The organism is Paraplanobispora takensis, assembly GCF_016863195.1.
Taxonomy (GTDB): Bacteria; Actinomycetota; Actinomycetes; order Streptosporangiales; family Streptosporangiaceae; genus Planobispora; species Planobispora takensis.
Genome location: NZ_BOOK01000086.1, coordinates 1 through 12,888 on the forward strand (window position 1 = coordinate 1; position 12,888 = coordinate 12,888).

The following is a 12,888-nucleotide window of genomic DNA, read 5'->3' on the forward strand; positions in this document are numbered from 1 at the left end:
GTGCGTGGTCGCCGGGTGGGCCGGCCGCGATCGTGAGGGCGTGGAGTTCATGATCCTGGGCCCGCTGGAGGTCCGGCGGGACGGCGCGCCCGTCGAGGTTACCGGTGACCGGCAACGCACCCTGCTGACCGGCCTGCTGCTGCGGCGGGGCCGCGTGGTGCCCTGCGAGCAGCTGGTGGACGAGGTCTTCGGCGACCGGCTGCCGCGCGACGCCCGCAACACGCTGCAGACCTGCGTGACGCGGCTGCGGCAGTTCCTCGGCGGGGACGGGCCCGTGCTGACGCGCCCGCCCGGATACCTGCTCGACGTCCCGGCGGGGAGCGTGGACGCCGAGCGCTTCACCGAACTGGTGGCCCGCGCGGGGCGCACCGCCGATCCGGGGGGCAGGCTGGGCCTGCTGGAGGAGGCGCTGGGGCTGTGGCGGGGGCCCGCCCTGGCGGGATTCGACTTCGCCAGGGCCGAGGCCACCCGCCTGGAGGAGCTGCGGCTGACCGCCAGGGAGGAGCGCGCCGCCGCGCTGCTCGCCCTGGGCGACCCGGGCACGGCCGCGCTGGACCTCGACGCGCTGGCCGTGGCCCACCCGTGGCGGGAGCGCGCCGTCGCGCTCCTGGTCACCGCGCTCGCGCGGACCGGGCGGACCCCCGACGCGCTGGCCGCCTACACCCGCCACCGCGACGCGCTCTGCGACGAGCTGGGCCTGGACCCCTCCGCCGGCCTGCGCGACCTGCACGGGCGCGTCCTGCGCGGGGAACTGCGCCCCGACCCGCCCGCCCCGGTACGGCCCCCCGTACGGCGCAGCCGCCGGCCGCGCACCCGCCCGGGCCCCCTCATCGGCCGCGGGGCCGAGCTGGCGGCGATCCGCGAGGCGCTGGTCCCCGGCCGCCTCGTCACGCTCGTGGGCCCCGGCGGCGTCGGGAAGACCCGGCTGGCCCAGCGCGTGGCCGACGACCACGCCGAGGAGGTCTTCTGGGTGGACCTCGCCGCGCTGCAGGACACCCGGGCGCTGGCCCACACGGTGGCCGCCGCCGTCGGGCTGGAGGCCGAGCCGGGTGCGGCGGTCGAGGACGCGCTCGGCGAGTGGGCGGGCTCGGCGCGCGGGCTGCTCGTGCTGGACAACTGCGAACACCTGCTGCCGGCCGTACCCGACCTGGTGGACCGCATGCCGGGGGTGACCGCGCTGGCGACCAGCCGCGAACCGCTGGGGACCGCGGGGGAGCACGTCATGGACGTCCCGCCGCTCGGGTGCGACCACGCGGTCGAGCTGTTCGGGGCCCGGGTGCCGCTGCCCGGCTTCGCCGTCGACGGCGGGCGGCGGGAGCGGGTCGCCGAGATCTGCCGGGCGCTGGACGGCCTGCCGCTGGCCGTGGAGCTGGCCGCGGCCAGGATCGGCTCGCTCACCGTCGGCGATCTGGCCGACCGGCTGGACGAGCGCTTCGCCCTGCTGCGCCGTACCCGCCCGGTCGGCCGGCACGGCGCGCTGGATACCATGATCGACTGGTCGTACGGCATGCTCTCCGGGCCCGAACAGCGCACCTTCCTGCGGCTGGCGGTCTTCGCGGGCACCTTCGACCTGCGCACCGCCGAGGCCGTCGCCGGGCAGGGGACCGCCGACCTGGTGGCCCGGCTCGCGGAGCGCTCGATGCTGACCCGGCCCGGCCACGCGGGGGTGGGCCGCTACCGGATGCTGGAGACGCTGCGCGCCTACGCCCTGTGCCGCCTGGACGGGCGGGAGCTGCGGCGGCTGCGGCACCGGCACGCCACGGTGATGACCGCGCTGGCCGAGGAGGCCGAGGAAGGGCTGCACGGACCGGACGAGGGACGGTGGATGCGGACCGTGGAGAGGTGGCTGCCGGACATGCGCCTGGCCTGGACGTGGTCGTGCCGGGAGGACGAGCACGACCTGATGGTCCGCCTCGCCGCGGCGCTGGCCCGCTACGGCTACTGGCGCGGCCGGGGCGACGTGATGGCCTGGGGAGAGGCCACGGTCACCGCGGTCGACGGGCGCCCGAGCCCGGCCCAGCGCCCGGAGACCGCCGGGGACCCGCGGCCCGCCGGGCATCCGAGGCTCACCGCGGTCTACGGAGTGGCCGCCTTCACCGCCTGGAGCGAGGGCCGCCTGGCCGAGGCCGCCGCCTTCGCCCGCCGCAGCGTCACCCTGGCGGCCGCGGGCCTGCCTCCGAAGGCGCGGCTGAGCCTCCTCGGAGCCGTGGACGGCGTGAACGCCGCGGGCGCCGCGACGGGCAACGCGGACGGCGCGGCTCGACGCACGGACGGTCCGGAAGGCGCTGAGGAGACCGCGGGCGGCGCGACCCGGAGCACCGATGAGGCGGCGGGAGGGCCGGTCCGGCGGGAGGACGTGGCGGCGGCGGTGGAGGCGCTCGGGGACGTCGCCCTCGTCAGCGGTGACCTCCGTGCCGCGCTCGGCACCTACCGGGCGCTGGAGGAGATCGCCGAGGGGCTGGCCGTCCGCGCGCTGGGCGTGGCCAACCAGGCGCTCGTCCACTGCTACTCGGGCGAGGCGGCCGCCGGGCTGAGGGACGCCCGCCGGGCGGTCGCGCTGGCGCTGGAGTCGCGCAACCCCAGCATGATCGCCTTCGCCCGCTTCGCCGAGGGCGAGGTCCTGGCCGATGTCGACCCGGCCGCCGCCGAGGCGTCGCTGGCGGTGGCGCGGACGCTGTGCGAGGAGGTCGGCAACCGGTTCGTCGCCGGTCTGGTGCTCACCTCGACCGTCGCGCTGCGCGGGCGGCACGGCCCGCCCGAGCCCGCTCTGGAACTGTTCAGGGAGACGATCGCCCACTGGCGCCGGGTGGGCAACCGCACGCTGATCGCGACCGCGCTGCGCAACCTCGTCGTGCTGTTCGCCCGTACCGGCATGGACGAGGCCGCGGTGACGCTCGCCGCGACGCTGCGGCGAGCGGCACCGGGCGATTCATACGGAGCCGAGGCCGATCGGCTGGCGGGGGCGCTCGCGGTCGCCCGGGCCCGGCTGGACCGGGATCGCCACATCCTGGCCGAGCTCGCCGGACAGGGCCGGTCGCTGGAGGAGGGGGCGGACCACGCTCTGGCGGTGCTGACGGCCCGCGCCGCGGGCGGCCAGGAAGACCAGGGCGATCTCGGCGAGCATCAGCAGGCGCTCGACGAGGCCGTAGTAGGCGGCGCCGCCGATCAGGTCGGCGGTCAGCGAGCCGGGGTGTGCTGCTAGGAAGGCGGCCAGCAGCGCCACCGAGGCCGCGCTGGCCGCCAGCAGCGCGCTGTCGCGGGAGCGGCGGGCGAGCATCCAGCCCGCGCACGGCAGCGCGGTGAACACCACGGCCGCCGACCAGCGGTGGATCTCCCCGGTGATCGAGACGACGCCGGAGGCGGCGTCGGTGGGGAACGAGGCGGTCAGCAGCAGGCCGAGCGCCCCGGCGACGAGCAGCACCCGGGCCGCCGCGCTGCCCGCCGGGTCCGTCCCGGTCAGGCCGTACGCGGTCCACAGGCACCCCGAGGCCAGCGCGAGGGTGCCCAGGACCATCGCCCAGGCGGTGCCGTCGAGCAGCGCGTAGTCGCTGATCAGCCCGCTCATCGGGTCCACGGCGCCCCCGGCGGCCAGGTGCGCGTACACCATCGCGACCAGGGTGAGCACGGCCCCGCCCATGGCGAGCGGGCGCCAGGCCGCAACGGCTCTCATCGGGCCACCTCCCGGTAGATCTCCTCGAAGCGGGCCAGGGAGGTCCGGTGGTCGTGGGTCAGCGCGATGGCCCGGCTCGCCGCGCCCATCACGGTGCGCTGACCGGGCGAGCCGAGCAGCGCGGTCAGGTGCCGGCCCAGCTCCCTGACGTCGCCGGGGGCGAACAGCCACCCGTTCTCGCCCGGGCGCACCAGGTGGGGCAGGGCCATCGCGTCGGCGGCCACCACCGGCAGGCCGGTGGCCATGGCCTCCAGGGTGGCGATGCTCTGCAGCTCCGCGACACCGGGCATGGCGAAGACGTCGGCGGCGGCGTAGGCCTGGGGAAGCATCCCGTCGGGGACGAACCCCAGGAAGCTCACGTGGTCGCCGACCCCGATGCGCCGCGCCAGCCTCTCCAGCGTCTCCCGCTGCCCGCCGGTGCCCACCAGCGCGAGCTGGGCGTCGTTGCCGTTGAGGACGTACGGCATCGCGCGGATGAGCTCGTCCAGGCGTTTCTCCTCGTCCAGGCGCCCCACGAACAGCACGGTGTCGCGGTCCGGCAGGCCGAACGCCTCGCGGGCCCACCTGCGGGGCTCGGCGCGCGGGTGGAAGCGCGCCAGGTCGATGCCGCACGAGATCGGCTCGACCGGGCTCGCGAAGCCCTTGCGGTCGAGCAGCCCGGCCGCGATCGGGGTCGGCGTGGTGATCCGGTCGGCGCGGGAGAAGACCCGGTTGAAGTCGCGCCAGGCCAGGGCGCCCGCGCGCTCGCGGAGCGGCCCGGGGATGTGCGCGAACTGGAAGAGGTTGTCGGGCATGAAGTGGTTGGTCGCGACCACCGGCACGCCCCCGCGCCGGGCCGCGGCGATCGCCGCGCGGCCGACCACGAAGTGCCCCTGCACGTGGACCACGTCCGGGGCGATCGCGTCGAGCAGCCGGTCGAGCCGGGTGGGCAGGCTGATCCGCATGGTCGGGTGCACCAGCAGCGGCGCGGAGCGCAGCCGGTGCACGGTCACCCCGTCGGCGTGCTCGGTCCTGGCCGGGCCCCCGTCCGAGGCGCAGATCACGTGGACCTCGTTGCCCCGCGCGGCCAGGCCGGTGGCGAGCCGGTGGGTGAAGTAGGCCGCGCCGTTCACATCCGGCGGGTAGGTGTCGGTCCCGATCAGCACCCGGCGCGGCCGGACGGGGAGCGGCCGGAGCGCGGGGGCGGGGGACGCGGTCGTGGCGGTGGCCGGGGTGGCGGTCGCGGTGGAGGCGGCTGAGGTGGCCATGGGGGATGCTCCGTTCAACGGGCTGTCGGGACGTGCGCGGGCGACATCGGGGTGGTGCGGGCGAGTGCGACGGTCCCGGCGGCGGTCAGGGCCGCCGCGACCAGGGCGGTGACGGCGCTCGCCGGTCCCGTGGGCAGGGGCTCGCCGAGCAGCAGTGCTCCGAGGACCACGGCGGTGAGCGGGTCGGCCACCTGGAGGGCGGCGAAGGCCGGGCCGAAGCGGCCGGCGGCGTAGGCGCGCTGCAACAGCCCCAGCGCGACCAGGGCGGGCAGCGGAGCGGCCAGCAGGAACCACAGCTCCCGGTTGCCGTCGACCAGGACGCGGGCGAGGGTGGCGGTCGCGCCGTACAGCACGCCCGCCCCCGTGGCCAGCAGCACCGCCTGCACGGCGGGGGTGCGGCGCCGGGCGGCGGCCAGGAGGAGAAGGGAGACGGCGGCCGCCCCCGCGAGCAGGGCCACCGCCTCCCCGGTGCCCAGGTACGGCGAGTCCGAGTGCTCCGGCACGACCAGCACCAGGCCGATGAGCCCGATGGCGATCACGGCGGCGGCGGCCAGTTCGCCGGGCTGCGGCCTGCGGCGTTGCAGGGCCGCGGCGCACGGGAGGGCGAACAGGAGACCGGCCACGCCCATCGGCTGGACCACCGTGAGCGGGCCGTACTTGAGCGCGACGATGTGCAGGGCCGTGCCCGCGCCGATCGCCAGGCCGCCGAGCAGCCACCGGGGCCGCCGCATCAGCCGGCGCAGGGCGGGACCGGCCTCGCCCGCCGCCTCGAACTGCTGCAGGGCGGCGCCGGCCGCGAAGAACAGCGAGCCCAGCAGGGCCAGTCCGGCCGCGAACACGATCATGCGCACTCCTCCCAACGCCGATCAAGACATGGCGAGATGGCCGCAACGCCTCGTCGAGGCGTCCGGAGGGGGTCTTCCGGGGGACCAGTGGCAGCGTCCCGCGCCGGGGAAGCCCGGAACCATAGGGGATCTCCCTGAGTTCGGCGGGAGATCCCTGAGGGACGGGTAGGGGAGGCCCCCGCGAGAGGGGGGCGGGAAGGGGCCGGGGCGCGGGACGGCGATCGTCGGCGGGATGCCGGGAGGAGGGGTGGTTCTCGGTGGTTCTAGGTGATCCGCAGTGATTCGCGGTAATTCGCGGAGATCTGCAGTGATCTGCAGTGATCTGCAGTGATCCGTGGTGGGGGCCGGGCCTTTCAGGGAGCCCGGCCCGGCCGGGTCAGTCGGCGGCGTAGGCGGGCTCGGCCTCCGGAGCCGGGGCGGGGACGGGGGCGGTACGGCGGTGGCGCACGTACCGGACGACCTCGACGATCACCGTGATCGTCACGGCGATGCCCAGACCCAGCAGCAGGCCCTTGAACGGGTCGTGCTCGAAGGCGGCCCCGCCCACATAGCCGATCAGGACCGAGTAGACGGCCCAGGAGGAGGCGGCGATCGCGTCGAAGAAGGCGAAGGAGCGGCGGCGGTAGGCGACCGCGCCCATGGTCAGCGTGCACGCCGTACGGCCGCCGGGGATGTAGCGGGCCACCACCAGGACCAGTCCGCCCCGCTCGGCCAGCGCCTGCTCGGCCCAGGCGAACGCCTTGGCGCTGCGCTTGCCGTTGCGGAGTTTGTCGTTGGTGGTGCGGCCGATGGCGTAGGAGATGTGGTCGCCGGCGAACGCGCCCAGCGCCGCCACAGCGATCACCAGCGCCACGTCGGGGGCACCGGTGGAGGCCGCGAACACACCCGCGGTGATCACGGAGGTCTCGGCGGGGACGATCGGGAAGAAGCCGTCGAGCATCGCCAGCGCGAACAGCGCAAGATAGATCCAGGGGGAGGACATCGCCTGCTGGACGGCGTCGAGGATGGCATCGGTCATATCCGGGCTCCAGGGGTCTCGGGTGGTTCTCATGGCACGCTGACGGCCCGGTGATCTCCGGGACATCGGGGAAGACCCCCTGGCCCCCGGGGCGCACCCCTGAGATCCCTCAGGGATCCGTCCCGTGGACCGTATGGGGGACAGATGTCATATCGCTTGCATATGGGTTGACCGTATGGATTGTGCCGGTTCACCGGCATCACACGAACGGCTCCGCCACCCCCTGACTTTCGTCGGGGGTCGGCCTGCTCCCCGAGACGGAGGAAGGGACGGCGCAGACGCCTGTAGCTTCACGGGGTGACGGGCGAGAGGAAGCCGATGCGTGAGAAGACGGTCCGCCGGGCCTGGCGGGGACTGCTGCTCTGGGCGGTCCTGTGCGCCCCGGTGTTCCTCGCGCCGCCCGTCCCCGCGTGGCTGGGGCCGGTCGGCGGCTGGGCGCGGGCCGGGGCGGTCCTGGCGGGGGCGGCCCTCCTGGCCGCGCTCGTGCTCGCCCGCCGCCGGGCCCCGTTCGCCGTCGCGCTGGCGGTCCTGGCGGCGGGGTCGCTCAACGTCGAGGAGGGCTGGGCCACCACCCGGCTGTGGTGGGTCGCCGAGCCGGTGAAGCTGGGGCCGCTCAACGGGTTCACCCTCGCGGTCGTCGTCCTCAGCTACCAGGCCGGCCGCCGGATGCCCGGCATGCGGCCGGCCGCATCGGCCTACGTCGCGATCGTGGGCGCGGGCGCCGTCCTGGCCGCGGCCGTCTCCCTCGGCCCGGCGCCCAAGCCCGCGGCGGCGTTCTGGTCCTCGGTCCTGTCCGGCGTGCTGCTCTGGGCGGTCCTGCCGTGGTCGGCCGGGCTGGCCGTACGGCAGCGCGCGGAGTCCCGCGCCCGCGAGCAGGACCTCGTGGCCGTCCAGGCCCGCCTCCGCGAGCGCAACCGCATCGCCCAGGACATGCACGACTCGATCGGCCACGACCTGGCCCTGATCGCGCTGCGGGCCGCCGCCCTGGAGATGGCGCCCGACCTGGACGAGCGGCACCGCAGGGCGGCGGGTGAGCTGCGGGCCGCCGCCGGTGAGACCACCGAGCGCCTGCGCCGGGTCATCGGAGTGCTGCGCGAGGGGGAGGCGGTCCCGCTGACGCCGCTCCAGGAGAGCGTCGCGGAGATCGTGGACCGGGCGCGGGACTCGGGCCTGGCGGTGCAGCTGCGCGGGGACGGCGATCTGCGGGACCGCACGGTCTGCCGCGTGGTCCAGGAGGCGCTGACCAACGCCGCCAAGCACGCCCCCGGCGCCCCGGTGACGGTCGAGACGTCCGTCGAGGCGGGAGAGGTCGCGGTGACCGTGCGCAACCGCGTCCCCGACGCCCCGCCCGCCCGTTCGCGCGGGGGCGGCCTGGGCCTGATCGGGCTGCGCGAGCGGGTACGGCTGGCGGGCGGCGCCTTCGAGGCCGCCCGCGGCCCGGAGGGCTTCACGGTCGTGGCGCGCTTCCCCCGCGAGGCGGAGTCCTCCCACGAGACCCCGGCGGAACCCTCCCGTGAGATCTCGACGGGCCCTTCCCGCGAGACTCCGGCGGGGCACTCTCGCGAGATCCCGGCGGAACCCTCCGGTGAGGGCGCCGAGAACACGGCGGGCCGCGTCGCACCCGGCGGGGTGACATGATCCACTCGCTGCCCGAGGGGGCGGCACGATCCCTGTCCTGCCGAATGGAGTGACATGATCCGGGTGCTACTGGCCGACGACGAGACCATGATCCGCGCGGGGGTCCGCGCCATCCTGGCCGCCGACCCGGAGATCGAGGTGGTCGCCGAGGCGGGCGACGGGCGGGAGGCGATCGACCTGACCCTCGCCCACCGCCCCGACGTCGTCCTGCTCGACATCCGCATGCCCCGGCTGGACGGCCTGGCGGCGATCGCCGAGCTGCGCCGTACCGCACCGGGGACCGGCGTGCTGATGCTGACGACGTTCGGCGAGGACGAGTACATCGCCCGGGCGCTGGGGGAGGGCGCGAGCGGGTTCCTGCTCAAGACCGGTGACCCGCGGGAGCTGCTGGCCGGGATCCGCGCCGTCGCCGAGGGCGCCGCCTATCTGTCCCCGAAGGTCGCCCACCGGGTCATCACCGAGCTGACCGGCGGCCGGATGAGCCGTACGGCGGCGGCCCGCGAGCAGATCGCCGATCTCACCCCGCGCGAGCGCGACGTCCTCGTCCTGGTCGGCGCCGGGCTGTCCAACGCCCAGATCGCCCGCAGGCTCCACCTGGTCGAGGGCACCGTGAAGGCCCATGTGAGCGCGATCCTCACCCGCCTCGGCGCCCGCAACCGCGTCCAGGCCGCCATCCTGGCCTACGAGGCGGGCCTGGTCGACCCGGCGGCGTCCGGGTCCTGAGCTCCGGGTCCTGAGCTCCGGGTCCTGAGGCCCGGGTCCTGAGCGCCGCCGCGGTCCGATCGGCCCGCCGGGTCCCGAGCGCGGGGTTCCTCCCCCGTGCGGGGGAGGGGGTTCCCCTCGGGGCGGGAGGAGGGGAGGAGCGCCGGCGGCGAGAGTCGGGGCATGACTCAACTGATCGACGACGACGCCCGGATGGGAGCCCTTCGCACGACGGCGGTCGTGGTGGCCGCCGCCGGCACGCTGCCCTACATCACCTTGAAGGTCACCTGGCTGACCGGAGGGAGGCTGGGCATCAACGACCCGTCGCTGACCTCCGACGGCGGCTTCTTCGGGCTCAACCTCCTGACCCTCGGCATGGACGCGGTGGCGCTGCTCGTCGCGCTGGCCTTCCTGCGCCCGTGGGGACGCCGGATCCCGGCGGGGCTGGTCCTGCTGCCCATGTGGGTGGGGATCGGCCTGCTGGCCCCGCTGCCCCTGCTGGCGCCGCTGAGCGCGCTGGCCGCCGCGCTGGAGAAGGGCGCGGTCGTGCCGGCCGGCGCCCCGGTGGCCGGATGGGTCTATCTCGTCGTCTACACCGGGTTCATCTGCCAGGGGATCGGTCTGACGGCCGGGTTCCTGCACCACGCCCGCCACCGCTGGCCCACGGTGTTCGAGGCCCGGACCTCGGACGGCGCGGCCGGTGCGGCGGGCCCGGCGCGGGAGCTGCAGACCTTCGTGGCGTGGGGCGCCGTGGCCGTCGCCGCGGTCCTGGCGGTGATCGACCTGGGATGGTCGCTCGGCGCGGAGTACGGCCTCACCGCCGAGATGATCGCCCAGCGGGGGTTCGGCGCCCGGATGCAGGACGCCGTGAACGCGGTGCTGGCCGTGGCCGCCGCGGCGGGCCTGCTGACGGTCGTGCGGCGCCGCTCCGACCGGCCGCTGTGGGTGCCGGTGGCGGTGGCCTGGGTCGGGTCGGGCGGGATGTTCGGCTGGTCGTTGTGGAGCATGATCGTCACCCTGACCCCGAACCCGCTGAGCCCCCGCGGCGACCAGGGCATCGTCGGGCTGGTCGTGCTGTTCACCCTGCTCACCGGCGCGGTCGTCGGGCTGGCCGGCGTCTTCACCCTGGCGGAACGACTCTCCGCCGGCGTACGGGACGGCGTGTGGGACGGCGTGCGGCCGAGGTGAGGTAGGCGCCTCGTCCGCCGGGTACGCCCTGCGCTGTACGGCACCGGCCGCCCGGCGGATGATGCGGGGCGGTGGGACGCACGGAAGGGTGAAGACCATGAAGGTGAGCCTGAACATCACTGACTACTCGTGGCCGGGCGGCGCGGAGAATCTGGCCGCCCATCTCGGCGGGGTGGTCCGCGCGGCCGACGAGGCGGGTCTGGACACCGTGTGGGTCTGCGACCACCTGCTCCAGGCCGACCCCGGCGCCACACCCGACGCGGAGATGCTCGAGGCGTACACGGTGCTGGGATTCCTGGCCGGCCAGACGCGCAGGACCCGGCTCGGCACCATGGTGACCGGCGTCACCTACCGCCCGCCCGCCCTGCTGATCAAGGCCGTCACCACCCTCGACGTGCTCTCGGGCGGGCGCGCCTGGCTCGGGCTCGGCGCCGGGTACCACGAGGAGGAGGCACGGGCCATGGGGCTGGACCTGCCGCCCGTGGCCGAGCGGTTCGAGCGGCTGGAGGAGACGCTCCGTCTCGCGCTCCAGATGTGGTCGGGCGACGAGACCCCCTTCGAGGGCGGGCACCACCGGCTGGAGCGCCCGGTCGGCAACCCCCGCCCGCTGTCCTGGCCGCGCCCGCCGATCCTGATCGGCGGGATGGGCGAGCGGCGGACGCTGCGCCTGGTGGCGCGCTACGCCGACGCGTGCAACCTCTTCGACATCCCCGACGGCGGGCAGACGGTCAAGCACAAGCTCGCCGTCCTGGCCGGGCACTGCGAGGAGATCGGCCGGCCGTACGACGCGATCGACAAGACGCTGAGCACCCGGCTGCAGCCGGGCGAGACGGCGGAGGCGTTCACCGGGCGCTGCGCCGCGCTCGCCGCGCTCGGGATCGAGCACGTGGTGGTGATCACCAGCGGCCCGTGGACCGGGGAGGCGGTGGAGACGCTCTGCGCCGCCGTCGGGGAGGTGCAGAGGTTCTGACAGCGCCCCGCGCTCAGGCGGTGATCGCGGCGGGGGCGGGCTCGTGGTGCAGGCGGCCCAGGACGCGGCGGAAGGCGTAGATCGAGACGGCCGCGGCCAGGCCGGTGATCGCGGCGACGGCCGAGGTGCGGATCAGCAGGTAGGTGCCGATCGACTGGTGCAGCAGCAGCCAGATGCTCACCGTGGAGTTGGCCAGCAGGACGAAGGCCCACAGCAGGGTGATGCGGGCGAAGAACCGGCGGACCCGCTCGTGCCTGAGCACCGCGGACGGCAGGTGGATGTAGTCGAGGGTCAGCTTCTGCACCAGCGGGCGGCGCAGCCGTACCGAGGCCAGGAAGACCATGCTGATGCAGATCGTGCCCAGCTCCGGCTGGAGGAAGAAGAACACCGGGCTCCCGGTCCACATGCTGATCAGCGTGCGCAGGGTGATCGCCAGGGCGGCCAGGAACATCGTCGCCGGCACCCGTACCCGCCGGACCAGCCGCCAGGCGATCCCCGCGTACACCCAGGTCGCCACCGCGATCATCGCGCCGTTCTCGCCCAGGAGGGCCAGTGTGGCGTAGAAGACCGCGAGCGGGGCGACGACGGCCTCGAGCAGACGGGGCACCGCCTGCCGGGCGAGGACGGTCAGGCGGGGCAGGACGACGTTCGGGTGGCTCATGACGCTCCACGGGACGGTGGACTGACCGGCGCTGGACGACTGGACAATTCGCGTCTACCCAGGCGAGGGATGTCCAGGCGTGCCCAGGGTAGGTCGACGCGCTTGCGGAACGGTTACTTCGGTGTACGCCGGCGGTTCACGCTACCCGGCCCGTCCGAGTGCTCACTGCGGAATTCGGCATCCTGAGCGTGTGGCCCAGGTCACGGGAGGTGAAAAGCTTCCCCGATCGCGGGTGGGGTCTCAGCCGATGGTGGAGGTGGCCAGCTTCGCGCCGAAGCCGAGGAACAACCCGCCTGTAACCGCGGTGAAAGTCGCCGTCAGCGCACGCCGCCGCCGGAACTGCGCGGCCAGATAGGTGCCGCCGAAGATCAACGCGCTCAGATAGAGCATGCTGAAGATCTGCAGGATCGTGCCCAGGATGAGGAACGACAGGGCGGGCGCACTGTAGCCGGGGTCCACGAACAGGACGAAGAAGGAGATGAAGAACAGGATCGCCTTCGGGTTGAGCAGGCTGATGATGAGCGCCCGGCGGAACGGGTTCGCGACCGGCTCCGCGGTCTCCTCCGCCACCGCGGCGGCGGTCTTCGGGGAGCGCCACGCCCGCCAGGCCCCACGGATCATCTGCAAGCCCATCCAGGCCAGGTAGGCGCCTCCGGCGTACTTCACCATGGCGGCCAGCAGCGGCGTGGTCTTCAGCACCGAGGCGGCCCCGGCCGCCGACAGCGCCATCAGGACCGTGTCACCGACGAACACCCCCGCCGCCCCGAGATACCCCTGCCGCACCCCGTGCCGCGCGGCGGTCGCCAGGACGTAGAGCGAATTGGGCCCGGGCAGCAGAATGATCAGGAAAGCGCCGATGGCGTAGGCCCAGATGTCGGTGATGCCGAAGAACATAGCGGTACTCCAGGGGGCGGGCGGGATCCCGTACACGGTACTCCCACCAGCGCGT

10 protein-coding genes and 1 pseudogene are annotated in these 12,888 nt (G+C 74.8%); 5 read left to right on the plus strand and 6 right to left on the minus strand.

The annotated features are described in order from the left end of the window. Positions 1–49: 49 nt before the first annotated feature. Positions 50–1,657 (plus strand): annotated as a pseudogene (locus Pta02_RS42505) (AfsR/SARP family transcriptional regulator); the annotation flags it as partial. A gap of 1,272 nt (positions 1,658–2,929) precedes the next feature. Here the strand turns inward: Pta02_RS42505 and Pta02_RS41730 are convergent. From Pta02_RS41730 to Pta02_RS39285, 4 genes are all read right to left on the minus strand, one after another. Next, positions 2,930–3,670, minus strand: a complete 741-nt coding sequence (locus Pta02_RS41730) for a DUF998 domain-containing protein (protein ID WP_239131573.1) — start codon at positions 3,668–3,670, stop codon at positions 2,930–2,932. Beyond that, complete coding sequence (locus Pta02_RS39275) at positions 3,667–4,917, minus strand: glycosyltransferase (RefSeq protein WP_203880129.1); 1,251 nt, start codon at positions 4,915–4,917, stop codon at positions 3,667–3,669. Before Pta02_RS39275 ends, Pta02_RS41730 begins: the two co-directional genes overlap by 4 nt. A 14-nt stretch (positions 4,918–4,931) precedes the next feature. Beyond that, positions 4,932–5,762 carry a DMT family transporter gene (locus Pta02_RS39280; protein ID WP_203880130.1) on the minus strand — a complete coding sequence of 277 codons (831 nt, stop codon included), beginning with the start codon at positions 5,760–5,762 and terminating at the stop codon, positions 4,932–4,934. Between the two features lie 376 nt (positions 5,763–6,138). Further along, positions 6,139–6,780 carry a DedA family protein gene (locus Pta02_RS39285; protein ID WP_203880131.1) on the minus strand — a complete coding sequence of 214 codons (642 nt, stop codon included), beginning with the start codon at positions 6,778–6,780 and terminating at the stop codon, positions 6,139–6,141. Between the two features lie 318 nt (positions 6,781–7,098). On the opposite strand from Pta02_RS39285, the gene Pta02_RS39290 reads away from it, so the two are divergent. From Pta02_RS39290 to Pta02_RS39305, 4 genes are all read left to right on the plus strand, one after another. Beyond that, a complete protein-coding gene (locus tag Pta02_RS39290; protein WP_203880132.1) occupies positions 7,099–8,418 on the plus strand; it encodes a sensor histidine kinase in 1,320 nt (439 codons plus the stop codon). A 54-nt stretch (positions 8,419–8,472) separates the two neighbouring features. Beyond that, on the plus strand, positions 8,473–9,141 hold the full coding sequence (locus Pta02_RS39295) for a response regulator (RefSeq protein ID WP_203880133.1): 669 nt from the start codon (positions 8,473–8,475) through the stop codon (positions 9,139–9,141). Positions 9,142–9,303: 162 nt separating this feature from the next. Further along, positions 9,304–10,308, plus strand: a complete 1,005-nt coding sequence (locus Pta02_RS39300) for a hypothetical protein (RefSeq protein WP_203880134.1) — start codon at positions 9,304–9,306, stop codon at positions 10,306–10,308. Positions 10,309–10,405: 97 nt separating this feature from the next. Continuing rightward, positions 10,406–11,278, plus strand: a complete 873-nt coding sequence (locus Pta02_RS39305) for an LLM class F420-dependent oxidoreductase (RefSeq protein WP_203880135.1) — start codon at positions 10,406–10,408, stop codon at positions 11,276–11,278. A 13-nt stretch (positions 11,279–11,291) separates the two neighbouring features. Here the strand turns inward: Pta02_RS39305 and Pta02_RS39310 are convergent, their stop codons facing one another. Both Pta02_RS39310 and leuE read right to left on the minus strand, forming a co-directional pair. Further along, on the minus strand, positions 11,292–11,939 hold the full coding sequence (locus Pta02_RS39310; RefSeq protein ID WP_203880136.1) for a VC0807 family protein: 648 nt from the start codon (positions 11,937–11,939) through the stop codon (positions 11,292–11,294). A 240-nt stretch (positions 11,940–12,179) separates the two neighbouring features. Continuing rightward, positions 12,180–12,833: a leucine efflux protein LeuE gene (gene leuE / locus Pta02_RS39315; RefSeq protein ID WP_203880137.1), complete on the minus strand. Its 654-nt coding sequence runs from the start codon at positions 12,831–12,833 to the stop codon at positions 12,180–12,182. Positions 12,834–12,888: the final 55 nt, after the last annotated feature.